A 22,791-nucleotide genomic window follows, 5' to 3' on the forward strand; every position below is an offset into this window, starting at 1 on the left:
ACAGGCAATCGCGCCTGCCTTCACCGATCGTTAGGAATCGTTATGCGCTGATTCCTCGACTCCGATTCGTTCCTTGCGAACGAAGTGGAGTCGGATGCAGAACAAGCCGTGGCTTCTGTGTCGATGCGGGACATGCCCTCTCTGACCCAGCCGGCGTGATGCTTGGCACAGTCCCGTTGGCGTCTCCTCGTTATGAGATCAGGCGAGGGAGACGCGACATGGATGCGTGCTGGTTTATCGAGATGTTTGCCGAGATCGCAAAAGTGTTTTGGTATGACCGGCATCCGCGCTTGCGCAAAGGCAGGCCGTCGGTGCCGCAGGTGCCACCGCGATCGAAATCCGATGACGCGATGTGAGCGCGCGACCGTTTGCGATGATGCGATCATTTGCGCACAAACGAAGAGTTAAGACTTGCTTCGCGCCGATTTCTGCGATTCCGATTCGTTCTTCGAGAACGAAAGGCAGGTGAAGCTGGAACAAAGCCGGCCGGCGGATCGCCACAAGCTCCGCAGCCTCGGCTTCGCGCGAGGTTGAGACGGCTCGCCGAGTTCTGAAGGCACTTGGCGAACTCCTAACGGAAGCTTGCCGTGAAGCCGATAACCCTATTCGGTTAGGTTAAAAGCCCAATCGCGTTGCGCTTGCCGCTGCTTGGGATAGGTGTGTCTGGCGACGTCTGGAAACGACTTTGCCAACAAGCGACTTTGGCCAACAAGCAATTTTGCCAAGAACGAATTCATGACACCTTTTTCACAACCGAGCTTTTATCAAGGCGACCGCCACACCTACCGGCGCGTCGCCATCGTCGGCACGCTCTTTTGTCTGGCCTTCGTGGTGATCAGCGTCTCGCTGCGGCCACAGCTCGAGGACACGCGTGTCGCGGTCAAGGCCGACAGGCTGATGCGCACGGCGGGCCAGCCACCTCACACGAATTAACGGTCGTCGCCGGAGATCTGATGGTCGGCGCAATTCCCTGGGCACGCGGTGCCATGTGAGGCGAGCGCCACGAAACCGGCATAACCGGACAGGTTGAGCAGGACTTCGAGCCAAACGGGCATGTCGGCCTCTTTTCTCCTTGAAGGCTACGCCAACGTGCGCGCGAAGCGCATGTTCCCGGACAAGACGGACCGGCGCCTCAAAGCGGGGTGGTGGGGTCGAGCCGCCGGCCGAGGGCGCCTACGGACTCGCTCGACGGCTGTTCCTTAAGGAACTCGGCAATGGCCCGCGCCAACTCGCCGTCGCTCATCGGCGTCGGCGGCGGGCGCAGCGTGCCGACACCGAAACTGCGGACGATCTCGTCGTAATGCTGATCGCCCGATCTCGGAACCAGCCTGCGGATACGGGCCAGCAATCTGGATATCGGCACTTTATCCTCCTGGACGCTCCCCGCTGGCAGCAATTGTGCTGCGTTGCCAATTTGCTGTCCGTGAAACTGAAAACCCCGCCAGCATTGGTGATGCTGACGGGGTCTTCGTGCTGTTGCCTCAACCGGATGGCGGAGGCGTCCGCACTTGAACAAGCAATTCGCGGAACGCGCGCCTGTTCCATGCGTGGCGGATTTAATCCGAGCTCGGTTCCACAGCCTTGCGCGCAACCATCTCACCGCGCCGGCGTTGTCTATGCGAGATACGAAGGAGGAGATTCATGATGAGGAAGACACTGGCAGTTCTGGCTACCGTTGCGGCCGTCGGCGTGACCGCGGTCGCGGCGCCTGCGCCTGCCGAGGCGCGCGGCCGCGGCATCGGTCCGGGCCTCGCATTCGGCCTCGCTGCCGGCGCCATCACCGCGGGCGCCGTCGCCGCGTCCCATCCTTACGGCTACGACTACGGCCCGGGGTACGGCTACTATGGCCGCCCCGCTTATGCTTACGGCCCCGGTCCGTACGCCTACTACGGCGATGGACCGTACTACCGCCGCCACCATTATTACCGTCACTGGTAACGGCTGACCAAATGAAAAGCCCGGAGCAACGCTCCGGGCTTTTTTCATGTCGGTGATGTGTGTCGTTACGGCCAGAGCGAGGGCCGCTCCACCTTGCGCGCGTTGTCGAGCGTCGACACGAAATACTCGTCACGCTCGCGCTTGAATTTTTCCTGGGTGGCACGGAAGGCGGCGACACGGGCGGCGATCTCTTCGCGTTCGCGGATTTTACGTTGTTCGTCCTCGGTCATTTCAAATCCCCTCTGCACGTGAGTATGTGTCCTACTGAACTCAAGCACTGCCGCCGCAATCACGTTGAGTCGCGTCAACACATGCATTGGCGCTTCTGATTGGGGCGTCAATGGGGAGGAGGCATTGCAGGATTGTGATAAGCGAGGGGCGGAAAAAATTGCCGACCACGTCGTGCGCCGCGGTGGATAACCGCGTCAACAATCTTGTCGCTTGCGCATGTTGCAGCTAGCGCAAAAACAAATCGGCAAAACCGATCGGCCAAGCCAATCGGCAAAGCAAAACGGGAGGCCGCGTTGATTGCATCGGATCTTCGCAGCGGCGTCGAGCGTCTCGGCGACATGATCGCCGAAGCCAAACGGATCGTGCCGTTCACCGGCGCCGGCATCTCGACCGAGTGCGGCATCCCCGACTTCCGCTCGCCGGGCGGAATTTGGACCCGCAACCGCCCGATCCCATTCGACGAGTTCGTCGCCAGCCAGGAGGCGCGCGACGAATCCTGGCGCCGGCGCTTCGCGATGGAGGAGGTCTTTGCGGCGGCCAGGCCCGGCCGCGGCCATCGCGCGCTCGCCTCGCTCTATCGTGCGGGAAAGGTTCCCGCGATCATCACCCAGAACATCGACAATCTGCACCAGGCCTCAGGCGTCGCGAGCGACCACGTGATCGAACTTCACGGCAACACCACCTATGCGCGCTGCATCGGATGCGGTCAGGCCTATCCGCTTGATTGGGTCAAGCGCCGCTTCGACGAGGAGGGCGCCGCGCCCAACTGTACCGCGTGTGACGAGCCGGTGAAGACCGCCACGATCTCCTTCGGCCAGATGATGCCCGAGGACGAAATGCAGCGCGCGACTGCGCTGTCGCAAGCTTGCGACCTCTTCATCGCGATCGGTTCCTCGCTGGTGGTATGGCCGGCCGCGGGCTTTCCGATGATGGCGAAGAGATCAGGCGCACGTCTGGTGATCGTCAATCGCGAGCCCACCGAGCAGGACGACATCGCCGACCTCGTGATCCGCCACGACATCGGCGAAACGCTCGGGCCCTTTGTCGGTAATTGAGGCAGCAATTTGATTCGCGGCTGTGCAAGCTGTTCATAGGTTCCGCCGAATCTCTTTTTTGTCTATGCGTCGCAACCGGGAGTGTTATCTTTTGAGTCGAAAGATTCGCGTCGCGTCGAGTTGAGAAGATTCTCTAAAGACGCGTGATTCGGCGCCGCCATTCAGGCGGGTTGCATGGCATGTGTGGGGTCCGGGGTTATGGGGTCGTCGGACGGATTTGAGTCCAAGAAGGTCGGAGTTCCCGCGGTGGGCGAACACGGCGGTGGCGGTCGCGACAGCGCACTCAGTCCGTTCACCGGACTTGGTGAGAGCAGCGCCAACCTCGTCGAGGTTCACGGCGTCATCAAATGGTTCGACGCCTCAAAGGGCTACGGCTTCATCGTTCCCGACAATGGCTGGCCCGACGTGCTCCTGCACGTTACCGTGCTTAGGCGCGACGGCTTCCAGACCGCCTACGAGGGCGCCCGCATCGTCGTCGAGTGCATTCAGCGCGCCAAGGGCTACCAGGCGTTTCGCGTCGTCTCGATGGACGAATCCACGGCGATCCATCCAGCGCAGATGCTGCCGCCGCGCACCCATGTCACGGTGACGGCGACCAGCGGCCTGGAGCGGGCTCAGGTGAAGTGGTTCAACCGGCTCCGCGGTTTCGGCTTCCTGACCTGCGGCGAGGGCACGCCCGACATCTTCGTGCACATGGAGACGCTGCGCCGCTTCGGCATGACCGAGTTGCGGCCCGGCCAGTATGTCCTGGTCCGCTTCGGACCCGGCTCCAAGGGCATGATGGCGGCCGAGATCCATCCCGAGACGGGATCGCCGGTTTCGTCCCACTAATTCCATTCCCGCGATCGTGAGCAGAGGCGCGCTGGCTGGCCGGCGCGCCTCTGGCTTTTCCGGCGACCGCCACGTAAGGACTGGTCCAGTCCCACGCCTCGAGAGCCATCCATGAATTTCGATCGAAAGGCCGTCTTCGCCGTTGCGAAGGGCTGGCTTGCCGCCATCCTCGTCATCGCCGGCTGTGCCGTCGCGAGCGCACCCGTCCGCGCCGCCAGCTTCCAGCCGCTCGAGATCGTCACCAGGAACGGCGTGCAGGTGTTCTCGGTCGAGATCGCGACCACCGAGGAGGAGAAGCAGACCGGCCTGATGTACCGCAAGGAACTGGCGGACGGCAAAGGCATGCTCTTCGACTTCAATCCCGAGCAGGAGGTGTCGATGTGGATGAAGAACACCTACGTCTCGCTCGACATGATCTTCATTCGCGCCGACGGCCGCATCCTGCGCATCGCCGAAAATACCGAGCCGATGTCGACAAAGATCATCTCATCCAGGGGGCCCGCGCGGGCCGTTCTGGAGGTTGTGGCGGGGACGGCGCAAAAATATGGTATCCGCGCCGGCGACCGCGTCGGCCACCCGCTGTTCGGCAGCAAGTAGGCGGGCAAGGGGCTATTGGCAGGGCCATTGCCCCCGTCCTGACGGTCTTTTGGGAAGCTTGCTGGCGCCTTTGGAAGGCTTGCTGGCGCTTTGGGAAGCGTGTATCGACGGGGCTCGCCGGACATTCGGGGTATAGCGCAGCCTGGTAGCGCGGCAGTTTTGGGTACTGCAGGTCGTTGGTTCGAATCCAGCTGCCCCGACCAAGCCCTACCGCTAAAGACATGATTCAACGCCTCTTTTTTCGCCCGATTCTGAAAGATCGTGCGATTCTGAAAAACTGGTTCTGACCTTGTTCTTGGCGACGAAACGCGCGATCCGCTCCTCGTAACGGAACCACTCCCGCGTGATGCACAGATCTGCGAAACGGCGATGCATCGCGTGCTCGTTCAGGATCGACCCGGGCAGAACGAGGAGGAGATCGAGCGGCTCCGGAAAGAACGTCTGCAGCTCCGCAACGCGGCGGCGCACGTCCTTACTAAACCCAATCTTGACCCGCTCCGCGGCACGCACGAAGTAGATCGAACCGCGCGGGCTACGTTTCGCAAGGCCCCGGCCGGGCTTCTTCCGTGCACGGAGCTGCCACTCTTGCAGGTCCTGCGTGAGCCGGAGCGCGCGGGCTTTGATGACGGTCAGCTGCTCGGCCGCCGGCTCGCCGAGACCATGCCAAAGCCTGGCGGTGCGCGGCGTGAAATCCTTGGCCTCGCGGGTAAGCTGGGAAGCCGACCAGTACCAGGTCGAAAAGCCGCCGGGCTTCGGCAGCCGCTTCAGCCCTGGAATGTCGCTCGCTTTAGCCATTGCCTTCCCCTGATTGGCGCGACTGTTTCCGAGCCTCCGCGATCGTCACGATTTTGCGTCGACGTTGACGGATGTAGCGCTCTGTCGTCTGCTTGTTTGTGTGGGTCAAACCCTCCTGGATGACGGAGCGGTCTACCCCTGCCTCTTCGGCTTCAGTCGCGCCGCCGGCACGCGCGTCCATGCTCTGGATATCGGCCGGGATGCCTGCCGCATTGGCGATCTGGCGCCACCATTTCGCATACGAACGATACCGGATCGGCAGACCGTGCTCGCCTTTGACGATCGCGCCGCGGCGCTGATCGTCCGAAACCAGTTCCAACAGCGGGAAGAGCAAGTCGTAGATCGTCAGATCGAACTCTGCGGCCGCGCGATACTTCGACTTCGAGGTTCGCGTGCGCCAGCGCCAGCCTGGGATGGCTTCCCACGTGTAAAACCCCGTCCAAGTCTCGTCATCCTGATGAAGAATCGAGATACCGGCGGGGTAACGAGCTTCGGCGGCCCGGGGTGACCAGTCGCCGATGATGTCCTTCTGCCGCAGCATCAGTTCGAACTGCGATGCCGTCCCGATCGACATGTAGAGCGCGCGTTCGCGCGGAATGATCCCCTTATCCGCCATCGCAAAAGCGGTGCGGATAAATGCGCGAACGTGCTGATACGTGAGCTCCTGCTCGCGAGCTCCTCCGCGTTCAAACTGGACCTTTGCGAGCTCGTCAGCGAGAAGCTTGCACTCCGGATGACGCAACGCCGCCATGAAGCGTATCACCATGCGCACCATCGCGACCGCATTGTGCGCCCGATCAACACGCTCCGGCCCGACCGTTTGACTGCCGTCGACCTCGATCGTGACGACGCCCTTCCGCCATTGCTGGTACCAATGCTCGACGTCCAGGACGGTCACATTTTTGATTAGCCTGGCGCCGACGGTGCCGATGATCACCTTGATATCCGCCAGGTAGCCGCGCCGGGTATTGTGCTTGACGCGATGGAAGCGTGAGAGGGGGTGCTCCTGATAGATCTGGCAGGCCGATTTAACGGTGCCGTCGTAGCGCGTTCGGGTCAGCGAGGGCTCCTGCTCCGCGACCGAGGTGCGCTCAGCGACCCAGGTACGCAAGCGAGCTGTGTGCTGCTGGCAAAGCTCGACGAGCTCGTCTTCAGTCGCGTCCGGTGGCAACGGGACGCAGATGTCGGGGTAGCCCATGGGGTCGCGCAGGATCTGCTTGGCGATCCAGTAAGGCAGGTTGTGTCTGCCGCGCTTGAGGCCTGGCGCGCGTCCGCGGCGGGGCATCGAAGTTTTCCGGCCCGTCCTGGGCGTTTGTGACAAATCCGCGGAAATCATCTGCTCCAACCTCGTTGTCCGAGTCCAGCCAGCGCCGAACCTTCGGCCAGTAAAAACCGCCCCATTCCTCACGGAGCGGTGGAAAACCGGCTCGCGCCTGTTTCTCCTTGATCAGCGCGCGAAACCGATCGCGGCCCAGTCCCGGAGCGATGCGTCGGCGCAACTCGTCCCAGCCGACGTAAAGCCCATCCGATTCGGTGCGGTCGGGCTCGGTGTCGATCATGGCGCGCCCGCGCTTGCCGATTCTCTGCCGCCGACCACCGCGAGCTGCGGCTTGTTCAGCCGCTCCAGCAGTTCGCTGCAGCTCGTGACCCGGACGCCGTCGACGAAGAAGCTCTTGCCCGGCTCGACCTTCGACCGGCGCCGGCGCGGTCCGCTGACGGTGCCGGTCAGCCGCGGATACGTCTCGTTGCGGTAATGGTTGGCGTAGAAATCACTGCCGTCGACGTGGCAGACGAAGACCAGCTTGCTGGCCACAAGATCCTCGCGCGTGATCGGGCCGCTCATGGCGTGCGCCCTTCCAGCTTGTCGGCGACCTCGCGCATGCGGCGGACGGTCCGCCAGAGATGCTCGGGGGAGGGCGCCGTGCAGCGGCACAGCTGCATTTCAAGCCGGGCTGCCGCGATCCGGCAATTCTCGATCGAGCGGACCAGGCGGCCGACCTGGGTGATCTCGGGTGCACGCTGCATCATAGGAAGAACCCTTCCTGGCAGCGCGCGCAATGGCCGGAGTCTTCGTCCACGAAGATCGGCGCGTGCAGGGCCGGCGTTCGCGAAGCCGGGCAATACTGCGCGCTGAAGAAGCCCGCGTTGGCGGGAAGCACGAGCTGAGGCCGCTCCGCGTCATCCTCGACCATCGCCCTGGGCTCGCACGCCGAGCAGAGCGGCGGGTCGATCGAGACCCAGCCGCAGCCGCCCGGACAGGCGTTGTCGTCGGTGCAGCCGCAGACATGGCAGGCCATGCCGGCCGTGCGCGGGCGCGCGGTCATTTCGATGGCTTCGCAGCGCATGGGCTCCTCCCATTGAGGCGGTCGAGCTCGCCGGCGCGGTAGCCGACGAGATAGGACAGGACATCGCGATCGCCGCCGAAGGTGCGCGCCAGGATCTCGTCGGGCGTGACGCGCCAGGGCCGCGCGGCGACCGCGTCGTCGCGGCCGAGCTCCCAGGCATCGCGATCGGAAGCGGTGGAGCGGGGAAGAGGATTCGATACCTCACCTCCGGCGCGGGAAGGCGCCGGCGCTCTGTCTTGAGCTATCCCCGCAGAAAGCGTGTTAAACATCGGACCGCCCCGAAAACGACGACAGGCTGCCGTCGATCAGCGGAAAGTTGCTGCGGGACGCGCGCAGCAGGATCTCGGCCTCGCGCGCCTTGGCCTTGATCAGCCGGATTTCGGCGAGCACCGCGCCGCGATCGGCATAGGTGCCGTCGGGATCGGCCGCGCGAACGGTGTGGGCCGCAGCCAGGATCTCGCGAAAGCAGTTTTCCGCGCGTTCCGTCATCAGCGATGCGAAAGAGATCCGGGTCATCGGCGCAGCACCCGCACGCCCTTGGGTGCATTCGCCGCGATCCACTTCGACCAGGCCCCCAGCGCGGTATCGAGCGCGAGCTGGCTCTCGGCCTCGGGCATGCCGGGGACGACCAGGTCGAGCGTCTTGCGGTTGCGGTAGAGCCGCGCCTGGCGCGCGTTGCCGCCGATGAAGGCGCGGAGCTGCGCCTCAGGTCCACGGGCGATCACGGTGGGGCCCTTGGGAATGGCCAGGCCAAACTCGATCAGGCCGGAGGCGTAGCAATAGGCGCGGATCATCCGACTGCTCCAATGATTTTGCGAAGCAGCGCGGTTTCGAGCGCGTTCAAATCGCCGGATCGGATGACGGTCTGGCCGGTCTCGCGAACGATATAACCGGCGGCTGCAGCCCTCACGACGTCGATCCCGATCGCAGCGACCAACCCGTCCTTCAGGAGGGACATTAGCGGCGGGGTGAGGTGGCGCGCGGCGAGTTCGATGTCGAGGGCGGTCATGGATCGATTCATCGACATAGCTGCACCTCGAGCGGCGCGGAGAAGTCGTCGACCTGCACCAGAACCATGCCCAGGGCCGCGGCCTGTGCGCGGCGGTTGATGCCGGCTTCCCAGCCGCGGTTGTAGAGCTTGGCGTCCCAGTGCGCGTCGGCCTTGGGGAACGCGGGGCCGGGCAGGCCGGCAAGGCCGTCGGCTTCGCCGCGGGCGTAGGGCGTGCGTGGAATATCGGCATCGGAACGCATGGCTTCCCCTCATGCGGTGTGAAGAAAGACGCGCGGGCTGGTTTTGCCGGTCGAACCCAGGGCTGCTGGGACCAACCCGCGCGTGGTGCCGGACGCTTACGAAGTTGCCGGCAGCAGTCTCGGTTGGAATTGACCGGCTCTCGCCAGATTGCCGGCCGCCCGACTCAACCGCCGGACAAGGGCAACTATGTTCAAGAAAATTTTGAAATGCAATCCGAATTTCAAGAAAATCCCGATATTCAAACTCGCCTCATACAAGAGGTGAATTGCGCAACGCTACTTTAGGTAGGAAGCTCAACGGTTTGAGTGAGGGGACGATCGGGGGTTTTGTTTATGAGTACCGACCCGAGCTGGCAGAAACGACAGGCGCTGCAAATCGCGTCGATGCTGCCCGAGCAAATCGAGGACGCCTGGGCCGTCCTGGATCTGGTCGAGGAAATTATAGGGTATTTGTTCGGGCCGCGGCCGCCGGGTGTGCCGCCCACCGACGGAGGAGATCAGGCTGACGTCTTGCCTTTTCCCGGGGGGCCGAGGGCACCGAGGCGTCGCGCCAGCTCAAGCGGCAGCGCTTCAGTCTTGCCGAAGTAGAGCCAGTCGAGCGATAGGCCGGAAAACTTCCGTACCAGCAGGAAAGCAACTTCCCTGCTGAGCGGTGCGCCGTTTTCGAACGCGTTCCACCGCTGTACGCTGATGTTGAGGAATTTGGCGACCGCCGTCGACGTCTCGAATCCAAAAGCGCGCCGCAGGTCTTTCAAACGCTGCGACTGGCCCGGCACCTCTTCTTTAGGTTCCGGATTTGTACTCTTGGACGCCTTCTTCGCCATCGCAGCGAAAGGTGCAGCGCGCGCAGATTCGAAGCTATCAAGCATTTCGATCTCGTTGCATTTCAAAAAAATCCCGAATATCGCTGGGTGCATGGGCAAGCGGTCTGAGTCGCGAGAGCTTCAAAACACCATCGAAGTGCTGGAGGCGCTTGGCGGCGAACATGTCGTGGCCGAGCTGACGCTGCAGCGCGGTCCAGACGGCTGGAAGAACGTGGAGGGATGGAAGCGGGCCCCAACCTTCCCGTCCCGCTACTACTGCGTGATGAATTGGGCGCTTCGGAAAAAGCGGCTGCGTGCCCATCCCAAGCTTTGGGGGCAGGTGATCGCTCCGGACATGGAGGAAGCGGCGGCGTGATGCAGAGGTACGCGGGAACATCCGCGGAGTCACCACAGCCGACGACACAGAGTCGAATCGCGCGCAAGGCCTAAGCGCATCACACTCGACCTGTGGATAAGTTTTTTGGGTTTTCTGGCGTTTTGTTGCGTTCGCGTCCCTTTCCCTCCAAGTGGCTGAGGCCGCAATGAATCTCCTGCGCGATCGGGGGCGATCGCCCGAATTTCGTCAGACAGACGTCGACGAGCTCGTCGCGACGGCGGCCCAGGCTAGTTGGCCGCGCGGGGCGGGCCGTCGGTTGATTGAGCCGCAGCCATCAGAGCCGCCCCAAGACGATTGGCGTCCGTTGGTGTCATGGCCCCAAGCAGCGGCTGTGACCGTTCGCCCTCCATCAGCACGATCACGAACGGCTCGCCGGAGTTCTGCTCGATGCGCCGTTGCGCGTTGTAGCGCATTATCCGGTCAGGACTTCGCGGGACGCTGGTGGGCACGCCGTCTCGCTCGAGCTGCTGAATGGCTTCGCTCAGCCGTGCGACGATGGTGCCGGCCATGACGCGACCCATTGAGAGCAGGAAGGGCTCGCCCTCGGCCGGCGTGAAGATCAGCGCGAAGCTGTCGTCATTCTCTTCGCGCGTGAACGCGGCCAGCTCGAAGCCCTCGATCGTCTTCTGGTCCATCGAACGTATCCTCATTGGTTGTTGCAGCGGGGATGCCAGGCCTGCCGGCGAGTGCGAATCGCCGGCGGGCTGCCTTTCAAGCCTAGCAGTGGCGGGGGCCGCTCCATGAACCTTCTCCGCGACCGCTGGCGGCGCTCCGCTCTCCATCAATTCTGGCAAGGGCTCGACAGAGCGGATCGTGCGACCGCCGTGATCGGCATTGCGCTCGCGTTCGCCGCAGCGGTCAGCGTCCAGGCAATCGCGCGCGCCTGGTCGGCCGAGACGGTGACCCCGCGGCTAGCCCCGCAAGTCACTGCGCCGCCCTTCGAGCTGCGCTTTGCTGAGGCCGGCAGGTGATGGGAAAGCTTCGATCCTGGCTCCGCCGGCTCCTGGTCCCGCAATGGCCGCCAGGCGAGGCCCTCGTCGCGGCGGATGGTTATCGCTACGGCACAAGGCTGCCCGACGGGTCCGTTGCTTTCGCGCCGGGCATCAAGGTGTCGCGCGACGAAGAGGTGATCCGCTTCCTGGCGCGGGACGAGATCGCTAAGCGCGAGCAGGAGATCCGGCGCGCGCTTGATCTCAGGCTTGTCGCTTGGGGCGCGCCGCCGCCACCGCCCGATACGGACTGGAGGCGAGGCGGATGACGAGGGAAACCGCTTATGACGCCGCCAAGAGAGCCTTTAACAACCGCATGCTCGAGCACGCGACCCGGATAAGGCGCGACCCCTCGCTGTCCGGTAAGACGCAGACCGTCGGCGCCGAGCTTAGCGCGCTGGTCAACCACGAGACCGGCTATGCCTGGCCGTCCCAGGACTATCTCTGCGATCTCCTCGGCATGCCGAAGAGAACGATCAAATGGGCAATCGCGCGGTTGAGCGAGGCCGGCTATTTCGAGATCACCAAGGTCGGCTTGAACAACCGATACCGGCCAATCGAGGAAGTACAACAGGGGCAAATCTTGCCCCTATTGGAACGTCAGCAGGGGCAAGCTTTGCCCCTAGTTGAGGAAACCAGGGGCAAGAATGCGCCAAACAAGGGGCAAGAATCGACCCCTGCTAGGGGCAAGAATGTACCCCCTACCTTACTAGATACCTTTCTAAACACCTTTCCGCCCGCGGACGCGCGGGCCGGCGGCGCAGCGCCTGACGGCGCCGCTGGCCCCTCGTTCGATCTCGGCCTTCCCGGGGTGGAGCTGCGACGGAAGCTCGGCGATGATGTTTTCGGCAGCTGGCTCGGCAAGGTCGCGATCGTCGCGATCGAGGAGGACGAACTCGTGTTGCAGGCGCCCACCCGGTTTGTAGCCGACAAGCTGGTCAGCAACTACGAAGGGCCCATCCTCGCCGCCTGGCGCCTCGAGCATCCGGCGTTGGCGCGGCTGCGCACCATCGTGGCGCCGACCCCGATCGCCGCCCGGCGGCCGGAAGACCCGGACATCTGCTGGTTGGGGGAGGTCGGCGTCGATCTCGTTCGGAGGCGGATGCAGGTGTCCAAAAAGCGCGCGGCGGAGGCCGTCACGAACTGGCTTCAGCGCTGCAAGAGCCCAAGCGGGCTGCGCAGAATTCTGGTTGAAGCTGATCAGCTCGGCAACATCGGAACGCGGGATCAATTTCGCAACGTCGTCAACGATCGCACTCGGCGAATGCTGCAGGATGAGCAGCGGCCAATGCCGTTCATGCTGGGTCCGCAGGCCGTCAAGAGGAGCGCATCATGAGCGACGAGCACCAGGCGGCGGGCGAGGGCGCCGCCGCGCCGTCACCGGGTGCCGCGAAAGCGGAAAGCTTCGCCGGCCGCGTGCGCATCGGCCACTCGATTGAAAACCTGCGCGCGCTGCACGGCAAGATGGGCGCGCTCGAGCTGACGATGCTGGCGTCGCTCGACGAGCTGCGGCGGCTCAAGGCCGAGGCCGCGGCGATCGCCGACGCCCTGGCGAAGGAGCGCGGCTAACGATGCTGGCAAAATCCGAAGCCGAAGACGCGCCGGCGACGAAGTTCGCCAAGGATCAGCTGAAATCGATCGTGGAACGCATCGAGCGGCTCGAGGGCGAGAAGAAGGCGATCTCCGATGACATCCGGGACGTCTATTCGGAGGCAAAGGGCAACGGCTACGACGTCAAGGCGCTGAAGACGATCGTGCGGATGCGCAAGCAGGATCCGAACGAACGCGCGGAAGCGGAGACGATCCTGGAGACCTATCTGCAAGCGCTGGGGATGCTGTGATGGCAAAGGTGGCGCCGACCGGGACGTTGACCTGCGGATCACGTTCACGATCAACGAGACGGAAGCAAGGGCGCTCGATGCGCTCGTCGGATATTCCGACGAAGCATTTCTCGGCGTCTTCTATGAGAAGCTCGGCAAGGCGTACCTGAAGCCTCACGAGGTCGGGTTGATCCCATTTTTCGCCGCTGTCCTGGCAGCGGTGAAGGGGCCTCTTCGTCGGGTCGATGAGGCGCGCGATGTCTACGCGGGACGAAAGAGGGCTTTGACGCCTGCGGAGATCAGCAGGTTGTCGGGCGTGCTCTGATGCAGCTCGCCGAGATCCTCACCGTCTATCGTGCCTCCGATGATGAGGCAACGCGGCAGCTGTACGCAAAACTCAACGCCCAAGGTCATGCCGGCGACATCGCCGTCAACCTGCTGCGCGCCTGCAAATGCTCGGAGCGGGCCAAGCTCTACCGCCGCGGGCCGGGCCACAGAAGCGCGGCGTACGATCGCAAGGACTGGAGCATCAGGAATCTCGTCGGCGTGCTTGCCAGGCATGATTTCGGCTGGCGCTGGGGGTGGGCGATCGACGCGGATCTGCGCGGCCGCGGCGATCCCCATCACCACATCGTCTATCTCGAGCTGCCGACCGGGCAGGTCTCGTTCCACGTCGGCGAGCGTTACGAGGGGCCGGACTATGCGGGCGCTTGGGATGGCGTCAAAGAGGTCGCCGCGGATCGCATCTGCCGGTTCGCTGCGCAGGTGTTCGTGGGGGATTTCGCGCCGCTGCTGGCACCGGCGGACCCCCGCTAGAATCCGGGTTAACGGGGCTCAACAAGCGATTGTATTTGTGCGGCTTTCCACCGACCCCTATATAGGGATTCGGGGGGAAGGGCCCATGCCGTCTGGCAAGGTGGTGACGGGTGACACCGTCTACGTTCGGGCGACGGCCGAGGAGGTCGCCTCGGACGGGTTGCGCGTCCTCATCGACAGCGGCAACTGGGCGGTGTCGGTCTGGGTCCCAGCCCGGGAGTGCGCTCGGCACGAAGACATCGGCGAGCTGAAGCCGATCCGGAGAGCCAATCCAAGGCATATAGAGCGTTAACGGCTTCGTCACCGGTCTGCCGTAACCCTGCACCGGCAAGGGGTTATGTGCATGCGTTACCACCCCGGTTCATTTGATCTTTCATTCCAGCTGCCCCGGCCGGCGCCAGGGCGCGTCTATGCGGGCCTCCAGCGCGGCATTGTCGAGCAGGGCGGCTGCGCGCTCGAGGTCGAGCTGCCGTTCGTGCGGATCCGCGGCGGAAGCCAGCCGGTCGTGTTCAACGCTGCGGCGGCGCTGCTCCTGGACGCCATCCGCAGCGGCCCTGCGGCCATCAGCGCGATCCTGCATACTCCGCTGCGGCCGTCCGGCTTCGATCGCTGGCACATCATCGTCGGGGCCCCGGTGGCGTTCGCGCCCGGGGGCATCGACCCGTATTTTCCGAGGTCAGCATGAGCATGCCGAGCACAGCCGCCGAACTGCAGAAGGTGTTGCTTCCAGATCTGCGGGAGCTGCTGCATGCCTTCGTCCAGTGCAACTCTCGCAGCAGCGACCTGCCGACCCGCTTCATCGCGCTGCGCGCCGCCAATCTCGCCAAAGAAGTCTCTTCGGTGCTGACCCCGCACAAGGACACAAGAAGCCCTGAGGTCGAAGCCGGAATCCGCGAGCTCCGGCTCAACGAGCTGCTCGAGCAGCGGCGCGAGCTTTCCAAGCAAATCGATGCGCTCGATGCCGAGGAGCGCAAGATCAAGTCGATCGACAAGAACGCCTGATGCGCGCGAAGGGCCATTCTCCGGGCGGCAATCAGATGCCGCGCGTCCCAGTGGGCTTCGAGAAGCACACCTTCGCCGAGTTGGCGGCCGCCGCCGAGAAGCGCGGGATATCACTGGCCGAGTTGATCCGCGAAATGGTCGAGCTCGGGCTCGAGACAATGAAACAAGAAAAGGCCGGTGCATGCCCCACATCGATACGTCCACTTGGGTCAAAGGCACCTTCGTCGGCTATGTCGACCTCGTAAAGCCCGAGCCGATTGCCACCACCGGGCGCGAGCTGCTCTGGCACGTCGTCATCACCGAGCCAGGGCGCGAGGCGCGCGCGATCGACAGCATCCAGCAGCTCGGCCTCAACCCATATTGGCCGCATCTGCACAAGCGCACGCCCGGCGGCCGCCGGCGCTCGCGCGAGATCGAGGTCTCGATGTTTCCGAGCCGGATCCTGGTGCCGATGCCGCAGACTGTGGAGGCCTGGCATCGCATTCGGTCCGCGCGCGGCGTGGTCGACTTCATGATGCAATCCGGCAGCCACAAGCTGGCGACCCTGCCCGAGATGGTGGTGCGCCTGGTGCGCGAGGTTGAGGAGAAGAAGGACGCGAAATATCGAAACCTCCTGATGCGCGCCAAAAAGACCCCGTATTATTCCGGGCGAGACGTGTGGGTGGAGATCCTGCCGCTGCGCAAGATGCTGGGCAAGATCGTCGACCTGGACAGCCAGGGGCGCATCAATGTGCTGACCGAGGTCGAGATCCTCGGCCGCCAGATCTGGCCGCTCAAGCCGCACCTGGTGCAATTCGTCGAACAATAATTTTGCGAATCTGGATCAGGTCAGGATTCCGCTGCCTTATGATCCTCGACTGCAAGTGACGCGGCCGGCTCGCCCGGTGCGCGGTTCGCGGCATCGACCGGCGTAACCCGGGGAGTGTCGCGGCGCGGCCTCATCGCCGTTCCGGACCCTGATCTCCTTCGGAGATTAGCTACTGCGAAGCTATGACGATGAAATAAGACCAGGACGCCCTCTGATGTCTTTCTCGATGAGCTTCGTCGCGCGATCGCGCCTTCATGCGCTTCGCCTTCTGGACCAGCGCAAGGCCGACGTGCCGGCGCCGGTCCACGCCTTCCTCAAGTCGTCGATCGAGAACGTCTCCTCGCCCAAGGACGCGCAGCGCGTCATCCAGGTCGAGGCCAGCGGCCATCTCTGCGACGGCAATTCATCCTCGCCCTATTCGAGCGCAACGCTCAAGGTCCAGCCGATCGACATCGCGGACTGATGGATATCGGAGACGCGATCGAGGCTGCGGCCGGCGATCGCGCCGATCAGATATCAGCGGATCCCGCCAGGGCAGCTTCCGCCCGCCGCGCGGTCAATCGCGTGCGCTCGACGGTGACCCGATTCTTGGACGAGTGCCCGGACGATCTGACCGTGTTCGAGCTCAAGGAGCTGCTCGAGCGCGGCAATTGAACTTCGAGAGCCGCGCAAGCGGATTAGGGCCGGCCTTTTGCTTGGGCGCCGGCGGCCGGCGGATGTAACCGGAACGGATGGGAGCTCTCTCGGATGAAACTCACGTCGATCGCGAAGAACGTCTTCGCGCACACCGCGCCTGGATGCGACATGCCGGAATTCGTGTCGGTCAACCAGCACGTCGACGGCGGCTTCAGCATCATGGCGCGGAGTCCCCGGGATGCCGGCGGCGGCCTGGGGCAATCGATGCTCAATCGAGCCAAGGCGCGAGAGCTCGGCCTGGCGCTGATCCAGGCCACGAACTGATGAAGTCTACCTTTCTGCATTAATGCATAAAATGCATAGTTCCATCGTCCGCGCCGCCCCACGAGCGTCGATGTTCATTTTCTCCTCCTCGATCGAGGTCGAAAAAAGTGACGTCCACCGAGCTCGTCGACCCGATGGCCTCGGTGCGCGCCTATCTCGAGGCGGAGAAGTCCGCCAATACCCGCAAGGGCTACACGGCCGATTGGGCTGACTTCACCACCTGGTGCGGGCAGGTTTCTGAAGACCCGCTGCCGGCGCTTCCTCTCACCGTGGCGCGGTACTTGGCGCATCTGGCCGATATCGGCCGCAAGACCGCCACGATCGAGCGGCGGGTCGCCGCGATCCGGAGCGCCCACAAGGCCGCAAATCACGAGCCCCCCACGAACAGTGAGGGCGTCAAGGCGACGATGCGCGGCATCCGCCGCACGATCCGATCGAAGCAGACCCGCAAAAAGCCGACGACCTCCGGGGTGTTGGCAAGAGTGCTCGAGCATTTGCCGCCGACCACTGCCGGCCTGCGCGACAGGGCAATTCTGCTCGTCGGATTCGCCGCGGCGCTGCGGCGCTCCGAACTGGTGGCAATCCAGCTCGAGGACATCGAGCGCCGCGCCAGCGGGGTTCTGATCCATCTCGGCCAGTCCAAGAGCGACCAGGACGGCAAGGGCACCGCGCTGACCGTGCCCAACGGCAAGAAGCTTCGGCCCATCGACGCCCTGGACGCCTGGATCGCCGCGGCCAAGATCATCAGCGGTCCTGTTTTCCGCGAAGTCGATCGACACGGCCGGGTCGGCGCTGCGGGTCTCTCTGGCAGATCCATCGCCCGGATCGTGAAGCGCGCCGTCAAGGCGGCCGGGCTCGATGATGCGGCCTTCTCAGGACATTCGATGCGCGCGGGGTTCATCACGTCGGCTCTCGATGCCGGCGAGGATCCGCTGAAGCTCAAGAAGCACAGCCGGCACGCCAAGCTCGACACCCTGTCGATTTACGACCGCCGCGAGAACGAGCTCGAGGATCACGTCGGCGGTGACTTCCTCTAACCCCACGAGAGGCAACCATGAACGCGAAGACAAACGGCAAGCCGCCGGAGATTCCGTCCGGCAAGTCCGGCGACCAGGCGCCGCCGGCGGAAGCCAGCGAGGCCGTAACCGAGTTGGACGGCACCGAGCTCAACGACCGCAAGCGCGAGCGCATCGGCGAGATCAAGGCGGCCGAGGCCGCGTTCCTCGAGCTGCTCGCCTATCTCGCACCCAACGGCCATCCGAGCCGCGAGCTCAACCTGGCCAAGACCAAAGTCGAGGAAGCCGCCATGTGGGCGATCAAGGGTGTGGTGGCGCAATGACGCAGCAATCACGCCTCGCCGTGCTCGGCGCCGTTGCGCTCGCAGCCACTATCGGTCTCGGTGTTCCAGGCCCCGATCGCACGTGCCTCCGGCCGGCTCCCCAAACCGTCCCGAACCCGCAGCGCCGGCCGAAGCCGAAGCGGAAAAGGAAGGGCTTCTCGCCAAATTCGAGATCGGGCCAAGAGGCCGATCGCTCACGCCTCATTTGCGATCGCTCATCGAGCGTCAAGTAGTTCTGCCGCTGGGCCCGCGCCGGCAACATTTAAGCAAGCCGATTCCGGAGACACCTCATGTCGAACCTCTATCCATCTGGCGTCTCCGCGTCGGCAAGCTTCATGCCGAACGCCGCGGCCTATCCTGCCGGAAACATCGTGGACGTCGCTAAGGAGCTTGTCTTCAAGGACAAGGATGATCGCCCCGTCACGCCTGGCGCGATCATCCGCGTGCTCAGCGCCGTTATCAAGATCGACCAAGCTGCGTTGATCTCGGGCGAGGGCGCCTATCGGCTCCACTTCTACAGCGTGACGCCGCCGAGCGTGCGCGCCAAGAATACGGCATGGGCGCGGGCGTCCGGAGATCTTGCCGCATACCGTGGCGCACTGGATCTCGGAACGCCCGTCGCCGCCGGCGGCACCTGCTACGTCAAAACGCAATTCTCCGATCAACAGGATTTTAATCTGGCGAGCGGACTCAACAGTTTCTTCGGCGAGCTCGTGACGGTCGGCGGCGTCACGTTCACCGCGACGGCGCGCCAGATCTTCCTCTATGGCTTTTTGATCTGAACCCATGGCCACGACGCCTCAAAAGCTGCTGCTCACAGGCCTTGGGTTACCGAACATAACTTTGGAGCAATTTATCGTGCTGTCAAACCCGATGACCCTTGGAACGGCCGGCGACAGCCGCAATGTTTGGCCTTCGACCAGCGGCGTCACCAACAGCAAGCAGTCCAACCAGATCGCGACATGGCTGGAGTTCTTCTCGCAAGGTCGGTTCAAGCTATCGCAAGCCCACGCCTTCGCAGTGGGCGGAACGCAAGTAAGCGATCTGCCCGGGCAGGTTGCTAGCCTTCTTGCTGTGACCCCGCGGTGCGCTGCGGCTCTGATCGAGACGGGCACCAACACTTTCAACGGTGGCGGTACGGCCTCGGCGGCATGGGCAATCTATGGACCCTGCATTGCACAGCTCGCAAATGCCCGGATTACGCCGGTCGTCGTCCTAGACCTTCCTCGACAGCAATCGACGTTCTCTCCGGGCGCGTCGGCTGCTCTTGAGAGCTGCAGGTTCAACCAGTTGATCCGCCAAAACGCGCCTGCGCTTGGCGCTATCGTAGTCGACCTGACGGCGCTCTTCGTTGACGCTGCTAGCGCAACGGGAGACCCGTTGTCTGTCAACTATGGAGATGGCATCCATCTTAATCCGCGCGGTGCGTTCCTAGCTGGTCAGTTCATTGCGAATTACTTCACGGCCTTCGGCAAGCCCGCCGGCGGCTTCGCCTCGCAGCGCGACACCTACGATGCCGCGCACAATCCGAGCGGCAGTTTGCTTACCGCGAGCATGGGCTTGATGCAGGGGGCCGGCGGCAGCAACTCCGGCACGGGCGCATCGGGCACCGTAGCCACGGGTTGGAAAAATCACTTGAATGGCGGCACGGGAACGTCTGTTGCGTCGATCGAGGCGCGGACGGACGGTGGTCCCGGCAACTGGCAGCGTCTTGATGTTGCTTCGACGGGTGCGAACGCGATGGATGTGCGGCTCGAGCTGGCGAGCCAGATCACCACAAATTTTGCCGCGGGAGATCAGGTCTATCTGGAAGCGGATATCCAGATTCTAAATGGTGTGAACGTAAATGCCGCACGCTCGGGCTTGGTTGCCTACGCCAGCGGTTTTGTGAAGGTATCGGAAGGAAATTACACCGCTCTAACGTCTAGCCCGGTGGAAGTGCTCCCGGATGGTACCTATGCAGGCAAACTGACGACGCCACCTGTCACAATTGACGGCACCGTGGTCAATCTGACGCCCACCTTCTTCTTTGGCACTACGGCGGCGGGCGGGTCGCTGGCTGCTCGGGTTGGCGCCGTCGTACCCCGAAAGGTGATCTAGCATTGTGACGGCTTATTCGTCACCACGACAACTTCCGGAAATTGCATTGCGCGAATGATCGACCGGTCAACGGCATGGAATTGCCTGACCATCATGAAAAGAAGACCTCCGATGCAACGGAAGTCGTTCACGGCCGCCGCAATCTGATGAATCGAGTTGAGCGCCCTGCCGACCTTTGGGTGGACAGCGAAGTCGTCCCGAAGTTCCTTCAGCTTGCGAACCTTGAGCCAAGATGGAGACTGTGAGAAATCGATTGCGAAACTAGGAGCCATTTTCGGCATCCACTTTTTGATCTTGTCCTCGGTCGAAAGCCGCCTTGATCGACTATCGATCAGATGCTCTGCCTCAGGACGCCCCGCGTTGTAGACGTGAGCCCTAAGCGCGAGGAACGCTTCAAGAGTTGTGAATCCCTTCTCCAGCATGGTCGCGACTGCATCGATATCGAGCTTTTCGACGGCTCGGTCACGAGCCTCGCAAGCGGATAGCCAATTGGATAAGAATGCGATGCGGATTTGCACGGTCTCCTCCAATCGAATTTCTGTTGTTTCTATCGGAACGTTTTCTACGCTGAGGACTGCTGTGCCGGTGGCGGAGGCATCCGCTGAGCTGGCGCTGATGCGGAAGTTTGAGGGGGACGCCAAATTCTCCAACTCCGGGATAGTGAAGAAGAAATTCGCAGCGAGGGCATCAATCGTTCCTTGCCAAGGATATCCATGAAGCTTAAGCGTCGCGGCGATGCCTCCGTCTGACATCGTTCGAAGATGATCGCCCAGGCTGTGGTCGGCGTTCCGTACGAAAAAGAAGAGCAGCTCTCGTGCCGCGGCAGCGCCGATCGACCTTTGGATTGTAAGCGTCCTGGCCACCGAAACTATCTCCCCACAGCACGGAATAGCCCAATCTCTTCCGCCTTTTTCCGGACGTCCGCTACAATGCCCTCAACCAGATCGATCATTGCATTGATCGACCCCACCGGGGGTTGCCACATCAAATGCCCGAGCTCGCCCGCCTCACCAAAGCAAATAAACGGCGTCACGTGGAATTCGATGTGGTCGACCACACGCTGATCGAAAGTTACGAGTGTCATCTCATGGGATCTGGCGTCCCATAGAGGTGGAAAGTGAATGATCGGCTGGGTGATCAGATCGGTCACGCCAGATTGGCAGAGTTCCATGATCGTCTCGAGTCTCATCTCGGATGGCGCGCCCCAAGACAGGGGCATGAACCCGAAGGGACTCAATAGCCGATGGGTGTCTGAGTTACGAATGTCGCTGATGGCGTACAGCAGCTTGTTTCCGTCCTCATCGCCATATCCTTTGTAGGACAGCATTACATCCAATATCTCTGGTCGGATGCCTTCGTTGCTCCGCTTTGGACCGAACTTGGACTTCTCAGGGTGTAACGGGAAACTGGTATTGAACGGAGTTCTCTTTTGAACGTCGGCGCAAGCATAGGCGGCGTGATCCAGGGCATCTCTGAGGTCACGGATGGCATCGCGAGCGGCTCTGCGCATCTCCTTTGGAAGAGGAACAAACTTGACCTTGTAAAAACCGTACCGACGATCGGTCATTGTATCCACCCGATCAACCGGAGGGGTCTCGGCGATATGCGTATCGATTAGGTGCTTCAGATCAGAGAGCCGCTTTTTGGAATTCTCGATGAGCTCGTAAGCACTGCTGAGAGGATGGTCCGGGTCTAGTTCATTCGACTTCGATTCGACGAGGAAAGGGTAGTCGGGCAAGCGGCTCTCGATCGAGGCGACCTCCACCCCCTCCGGAATCTCATGGTCAAACCTACAAAGTAGGCCTCCCTGCCAATCGCGCCGCCCAATGATATGACACCATAAGCTCTCTCTCAATTCCTGCGCGAGCGACTCGACTTCGCGGACGTCGATGATGGTCGCTTCGCGCTCGTGCTTCAGCCGAGGGAGACCGCCAGAATTCAACGCCTCGTCACATCGGTCGTGGATCTCCAGCAATCTTGTTTGCGTCAATCCAGGCTTATCGCGAAAGCGGAAAAAGAAACCATCTGGCCCGCTTGGGTCGCTTGGATTCGCGGGTTCATAGTCCGTGGCCAAAGGGAGAAATCTTGGATGCAGCCCAGCCAGCGCGTTGACGATCTCCTTCGTGGACCGTTGATTTTGCCTCATCTTGACTTCATCAATGTCCCTATGGGCAACCAGACATCCCATAGCGACCAAGTCGCATATCTTACGGAGATGAAGGTAACAGAATTCCCGACTAAACATTGGGGCGGGATCGTCCCCAGCCCTGCCGCGTGTGATGTAGCGGTCGATTTCTGCCAAGCGAAACTTTATCTCCGCCATGATCGATGCATAAAGCTGCCCAGCGACATCAATTTCCGAGTTCGTCACCGCAACCCCGCCGTCAAAAAGGGCAGCATATCGCACATTTGCAAGCCGGTCGCCCCTTCGCTGGCAGCAAAAAGCCCGCAACGACGTGCGGGCTTAGTTGGCAGGAATTGGGTATTGGGGCGTCAGCTTTCGTCGTTTTGCCAGAAGGTCAGCGACGGTTTGGTGACAAATACCAGTCCAGCAAGGGCGGCGACGGCGACAGCGACTAACGTGATTGCAGTCTCTTCCATGAGTTCTCCTAGGGCAGCCCTCCTAAGCAGGGATGGCGGCTCGCTGCGGCGGTATCGTGGCTGCAACATGAGTTCAACGTGCTGTTTGGCTAACCGTTCCGTGACAGGCGGTG

40 protein-coding genes and 2 tRNA genes are annotated in these 22,791 nt (G+C 62.6%); 25 read left to right on the top strand and 17 right to left on the bottom strand.

Annotation, left to right across the window (positions count from 1 at the left end; all coding sequences use genetic code 11):
• The first annotated feature begins 735 nt into the window (after positions 1 to 735).
• Positions 736 to 933, top strand: a complete 198-nt coding sequence (locus tag IVB45_RS17455; RefSeq protein WP_247286143.1) for a hypothetical protein — start codon at positions 736 to 738, stop codon at positions 931 to 933.
• Here the strand turns inward: IVB45_RS17455 and IVB45_RS38920 are convergent.
• Entirely contained in the window at positions 930 to 1,055 is a 126-nt protein-coding gene (locus IVB45_RS38920; RefSeq protein ID WP_106943514.1) for a hypothetical protein, read from the bottom strand. The genes IVB45_RS17455 and IVB45_RS38920 overlap by 4 nt on opposite strands.
• Before the next feature lie 77 nt (positions 1,056 to 1,132).
• On the bottom strand, positions 1,133 to 1,363 hold the full coding sequence (locus IVB45_RS17460) for a hypothetical protein (protein ID WP_027569930.1): 231 nt from the start codon (positions 1,361 to 1,363) through the stop codon (positions 1,133 to 1,135).
• 281 nt (positions 1,364 to 1,644) lie between these two features.
• Between IVB45_RS17460 and IVB45_RS17465 the strand changes: the two genes are divergently transcribed.
• Positions 1,645 to 1,938 (top strand): hypothetical protein, encoded by a 294-nt coding sequence (locus tag IVB45_RS17465; RefSeq protein ID WP_247361390.1) that lies wholly within the window; start codon positions 1,645 to 1,647, stop codon positions 1,936 to 1,938.
• A 65-nt stretch (positions 1,939 to 2,003) separates the two neighbouring features.
• Here the strand turns inward: IVB45_RS17465 and IVB45_RS17470 are convergent, their stop codons facing one another.
• Entirely contained in the window at positions 2,004 to 2,168 is a 165-nt protein-coding gene (locus tag IVB45_RS17470; protein ID WP_007610153.1) for a hypothetical protein, read from the bottom strand.
• A 294-nt stretch (positions 2,169 to 2,462) separates the two neighbouring features.
• Between IVB45_RS17470 and IVB45_RS17475 the strand changes: the two genes are divergently transcribed.
• The 4 genes from IVB45_RS17475 to IVB45_RS17490 all read left to right on the top strand — a co-directional run bounded on the left by IVB45_RS17475 (position 2,463) and on the right by IVB45_RS17490 (position 4,855).
• Positions 2,463 to 3,224, top strand: a complete 762-nt coding sequence (locus IVB45_RS17475; RefSeq protein WP_247361138.1) for an NAD-dependent protein deacetylase — start codon at positions 2,463 to 2,465, stop codon at positions 3,222 to 3,224.
• A gap of 198 nt (positions 3,225 to 3,422) precedes the next feature.
• Positions 3,423 to 4,055, top strand: coding sequence for a cold-shock protein (locus tag IVB45_RS17480; protein WP_018457757.1), 633 nt, complete (start codon positions 3,423 to 3,425; stop codon positions 4,053 to 4,055).
• Between the two features lie 111 nt (positions 4,056 to 4,166).
• Complete coding sequence (locus IVB45_RS17485) at positions 4,167 to 4,652, top strand: DUF192 domain-containing protein (protein ID WP_027517796.1); 486 nt, start codon at positions 4,167 to 4,169, stop codon at positions 4,650 to 4,652.
• 126 nt (positions 4,653 to 4,778) lie between these two features.
• Positions 4,779 to 4,855, top strand: a tRNA-Pro gene (locus IVB45_RS17490).
• A gap of 10 nt (positions 4,856 to 4,865) precedes the next feature.
• Here the strand turns inward: IVB45_RS17490 and IVB45_RS17495 are convergent.
• The 10 genes from IVB45_RS17495 to IVB45_RS17540 all read right to left on the bottom strand — a co-directional run bounded on the left by IVB45_RS17495 (position 4,866) and on the right by IVB45_RS17540 (position 9,043).
• Positions 4,866 to 5,447 carry a GIY-YIG nuclease family protein gene (locus IVB45_RS17495; protein ID WP_247361136.1) on the bottom strand — a complete coding sequence of 194 codons (582 nt, stop codon included), beginning with the start codon at positions 5,445 to 5,447 and terminating at the stop codon, positions 4,866 to 4,868.
• On the bottom strand, positions 5,440 to 6,783 hold the full coding sequence (locus IVB45_RS17500; RefSeq protein WP_247361388.1) for a tyrosine-type recombinase/integrase: 1,344 nt from the start codon (positions 6,781 to 6,783) through the stop codon (positions 5,440 to 5,442). Before IVB45_RS17500 ends, IVB45_RS17495 begins: the two co-directional genes overlap by 8 nt.
• 219 nt (positions 6,784 to 7,002) lie before the next feature.
• Positions 7,003 to 7,290, bottom strand: coding sequence for a hypothetical protein (locus IVB45_RS17505; RefSeq protein WP_247361134.1), 288 nt, complete (start codon positions 7,288 to 7,290; stop codon positions 7,003 to 7,005).
• Complete coding sequence (locus IVB45_RS17510; RefSeq protein ID WP_247361132.1) at positions 7,287 to 7,475, bottom strand: hypothetical protein; 189 nt, start codon at positions 7,473 to 7,475, stop codon at positions 7,287 to 7,289. The genes IVB45_RS17505 and IVB45_RS17510 overlap by 4 nt, the downstream gene beginning before the upstream one ends.
• Positions 7,472 to 7,792: a hypothetical protein gene (locus IVB45_RS17515; protein ID WP_247361131.1), complete on the bottom strand. Its 321-nt coding sequence runs from the start codon at positions 7,790 to 7,792 to the stop codon at positions 7,472 to 7,474. Before IVB45_RS17515 ends, IVB45_RS17510 begins: the two co-directional genes overlap by 4 nt.
• Positions 7,793 to 7,967: 175 nt before the next feature.
• Positions 7,968 to 8,043 (bottom strand) — tRNA-Gly (locus IVB45_RS17520).
• Between the two features lie 10 nt (positions 8,044 to 8,053).
• On the bottom strand, positions 8,054 to 8,308 hold the full coding sequence (locus tag IVB45_RS17525) for a hypothetical protein (RefSeq protein ID WP_247361129.1): 255 nt from the start codon (positions 8,306 to 8,308) through the stop codon (positions 8,054 to 8,056).
• Positions 8,305 to 8,586: a hypothetical protein gene (locus IVB45_RS17530; RefSeq protein ID WP_247361127.1), complete on the bottom strand. Its 282-nt coding sequence runs from the start codon at positions 8,584 to 8,586 to the stop codon at positions 8,305 to 8,307. Before IVB45_RS17530 ends, IVB45_RS17525 begins: the two co-directional genes overlap by 4 nt.
• On the bottom strand, positions 8,583 to 8,801 hold the full coding sequence (locus IVB45_RS17535) for a hypothetical protein (protein WP_247361126.1): 219 nt from the start codon (positions 8,799 to 8,801) through the stop codon (positions 8,583 to 8,585). The genes IVB45_RS17530 and IVB45_RS17535 overlap by 4 nt, the downstream gene beginning before the upstream one ends.
• An 8-nt stretch (positions 8,802 to 8,809) precedes the next feature.
• Positions 8,810 to 9,043 (bottom strand): hypothetical protein, encoded by a 234-nt coding sequence (locus IVB45_RS17540; RefSeq protein ID WP_247361122.1) that lies wholly within the window; start codon positions 9,041 to 9,043, stop codon positions 8,810 to 8,812.
• A gap of 123 nt (positions 9,044 to 9,166) precedes the next feature.
• Here IVB45_RS17540 and IVB45_RS17545 point away from each other — a divergent pair, with 123 nt between their 5' ends.
• Positions 9,167 to 9,328, top strand: a complete 162-nt coding sequence (locus tag IVB45_RS17545) for a hypothetical protein (RefSeq protein WP_247361120.1) — start codon at positions 9,167 to 9,169, stop codon at positions 9,326 to 9,328.
• A 212-nt stretch (positions 9,329 to 9,540) separates the two neighbouring features.
• On the opposite strand, the gene IVB45_RS17550 is transcribed toward IVB45_RS17545, so the two are convergent.
• Positions 9,541 to 9,867 (bottom strand): helix-turn-helix transcriptional regulator, encoded by a 327-nt coding sequence (locus IVB45_RS17550; RefSeq protein ID WP_247361119.1) that lies wholly within the window; start codon positions 9,865 to 9,867, stop codon positions 9,541 to 9,543.
• Between IVB45_RS17550 and IVB45_RS17555 the strand changes: the two genes are divergently transcribed.
• A complete protein-coding gene (locus tag IVB45_RS17555; RefSeq protein ID WP_247361116.1) occupies positions 9,848 to 10,222 on the top strand; it encodes a hypothetical protein in 375 nt (124 codons plus the stop codon). The genes IVB45_RS17550 and IVB45_RS17555 overlap by 20 nt on opposite strands.
• 248 nt (positions 10,223 to 10,470) lie before the next feature.
• Here IVB45_RS17555 and IVB45_RS17560 read toward each other — a convergent pair whose 3' ends face one another.
• A complete protein-coding gene (locus IVB45_RS17560) occupies positions 10,471 to 10,878 on the bottom strand; it encodes a hypothetical protein (protein ID WP_247361114.1) in 408 nt (135 codons plus the stop codon).
• A gap of 105 nt (positions 10,879 to 10,983) precedes the next feature.
• Here IVB45_RS17560 and IVB45_RS17565 point away from each other — a divergent pair, with 105 nt between their 5' ends.
• The 17 genes from IVB45_RS17565 to IVB45_RS17645 all read left to right on the top strand — a co-directional run bounded on the left by IVB45_RS17565 (position 10,984) and on the right by IVB45_RS17645 (position 20,077).
• Positions 10,984 to 11,214 (top strand): hypothetical protein, encoded by a 231-nt coding sequence (locus IVB45_RS17565; protein WP_247361113.1) that lies wholly within the window; start codon positions 10,984 to 10,986, stop codon positions 11,212 to 11,214.
• Entirely contained in the window at positions 11,214 to 11,501 is a 288-nt protein-coding gene (locus IVB45_RS17570) for a hypothetical protein (protein WP_247361111.1), read from the top strand. Before IVB45_RS17565 ends, IVB45_RS17570 begins: the two co-directional genes overlap by 1 nt.
• Positions 11,498 to 12,568 (top strand): helix-turn-helix domain-containing protein, encoded by a 1,071-nt coding sequence (locus IVB45_RS17575; protein WP_247361108.1) that lies wholly within the window; start codon positions 11,498 to 11,500, stop codon positions 12,566 to 12,568. Before IVB45_RS17570 ends, IVB45_RS17575 begins: the two co-directional genes overlap by 4 nt.
• Positions 12,565 to 12,801 (top strand): hypothetical protein, encoded by a 237-nt coding sequence (locus IVB45_RS17580; RefSeq protein WP_247361107.1) that lies wholly within the window; start codon positions 12,565 to 12,567, stop codon positions 12,799 to 12,801. Before IVB45_RS17575 ends, IVB45_RS17580 begins: the two co-directional genes overlap by 4 nt.
• Positions 12,802 to 12,806: 5 nt before the next feature.
• A complete protein-coding gene (locus IVB45_RS17585; RefSeq protein WP_247361386.1) occupies positions 12,807 to 13,073 on the top strand; it encodes a DUF2312 domain-containing protein in 267 nt (88 codons plus the stop codon).
• 303 nt (positions 13,074 to 13,376) lie between these two features.
• Positions 13,377 to 13,868 carry a hypothetical protein gene (locus IVB45_RS17590; RefSeq protein ID WP_247361104.1) on the top strand — a complete coding sequence of 164 codons (492 nt, stop codon included), beginning with the start codon at positions 13,377 to 13,379 and terminating at the stop codon, positions 13,866 to 13,868.
• A gap of 85 nt (positions 13,869 to 13,953) precedes the next feature.
• The gene (locus tag IVB45_RS17595; RefSeq protein WP_247361102.1) at positions 13,954 to 14,160 is read left to right on the top strand and encodes a hypothetical protein; all 207 of its coding nucleotides are present in this window, start codon (positions 13,954 to 13,956) and stop codon (positions 14,158 to 14,160) included.
• A gap of 51 nt (positions 14,161 to 14,211) precedes the next feature.
• Positions 14,212 to 14,553, top strand: coding sequence for a hypothetical protein (locus IVB45_RS17600; RefSeq protein WP_247361100.1), 342 nt, complete (start codon positions 14,212 to 14,214; stop codon positions 14,551 to 14,553).
• Positions 14,550 to 14,870, top strand: a complete 321-nt coding sequence (locus IVB45_RS17605; protein WP_247361098.1) for a hypothetical protein — start codon at positions 14,550 to 14,552, stop codon at positions 14,868 to 14,870. The genes IVB45_RS17600 and IVB45_RS17605 overlap by 4 nt, the downstream gene beginning before the upstream one ends.
• A gap of 181 nt (positions 14,871 to 15,051) precedes the next feature.
• Positions 15,052 to 15,678 (top strand): transcription termination/antitermination NusG family protein, encoded by a 627-nt coding sequence (locus IVB45_RS17610; protein ID WP_247361097.1) that lies wholly within the window; start codon positions 15,052 to 15,054, stop codon positions 15,676 to 15,678.
• Positions 15,679 to 15,892: 214 nt separating this feature from the next.
• Positions 15,893 to 16,141, top strand: coding sequence for a hypothetical protein (locus IVB45_RS17615; protein ID WP_247361095.1), 249 nt, complete (start codon positions 15,893 to 15,895; stop codon positions 16,139 to 16,141).
• Positions 16,141 to 16,332, top strand: a complete 192-nt coding sequence (locus IVB45_RS17620) for a hypothetical protein (RefSeq protein WP_247361094.1) — start codon at positions 16,141 to 16,143, stop codon at positions 16,330 to 16,332. Before IVB45_RS17615 ends, IVB45_RS17620 begins: the two co-directional genes overlap by 1 nt.
• Positions 16,333 to 16,425: 93 nt before the next feature.
• On the top strand, positions 16,426 to 16,638 hold the full coding sequence (locus IVB45_RS17625; RefSeq protein WP_247361092.1) for a hypothetical protein: 213 nt from the start codon (positions 16,426 to 16,428) through the stop codon (positions 16,636 to 16,638).
• Positions 16,639 to 16,745: 107 nt separating this feature from the next.
• A complete protein-coding gene (locus IVB45_RS17630) occupies positions 16,746 to 17,675 on the top strand; it encodes a site-specific integrase (protein ID WP_247361090.1) in 930 nt (309 codons plus the stop codon).
• A 17-nt stretch (positions 17,676 to 17,692) separates the two neighbouring features.
• A complete protein-coding gene (locus IVB45_RS17635) occupies positions 17,693 to 17,977 on the top strand; it encodes a hypothetical protein (protein WP_247361088.1) in 285 nt (94 codons plus the stop codon).
• A gap of 290 nt (positions 17,978 to 18,267) precedes the next feature.
• Positions 18,268 to 18,759, top strand: a complete 492-nt coding sequence (locus IVB45_RS17640; protein ID WP_247361085.1) for a hypothetical protein — start codon at positions 18,268 to 18,270, stop codon at positions 18,757 to 18,759.
• 4 nt (positions 18,760 to 18,763) lie between these two features.
• Entirely contained in the window at positions 18,764 to 20,077 is a 1,314-nt protein-coding gene (locus IVB45_RS17645; RefSeq protein WP_247361083.1) for an SGNH/GDSL hydrolase family protein, read from the top strand.
• On the opposite strand, the gene IVB45_RS17650 is transcribed toward IVB45_RS17645, so the two are convergent.
• Both IVB45_RS17650 and IVB45_RS17655 read right to left on the bottom strand, forming a co-directional pair.
• Positions 20,074 to 20,940, bottom strand: a complete 867-nt coding sequence (locus tag IVB45_RS17650; RefSeq protein WP_247361081.1) for a hypothetical protein — start codon at positions 20,938 to 20,940, stop codon at positions 20,074 to 20,076. The genes IVB45_RS17645 and IVB45_RS17650 overlap by 4 nt on opposite strands.
• 5 nt (positions 20,941 to 20,945) lie before the next feature.
• Entirely contained in the window at positions 20,946 to 22,484 is a 1,539-nt protein-coding gene (locus IVB45_RS17655) for a hypothetical protein (RefSeq protein ID WP_247361079.1), read from the bottom strand.
• Positions 22,485 to 22,791 lie beyond the last annotated feature (307 nt).

Source organism: Bradyrhizobium sp. 4, assembly GCF_023100905.1.
GTDB lineage: Bacteria > Pseudomonadota > Alphaproteobacteria > Rhizobiales > Xanthobacteraceae > Bradyrhizobium.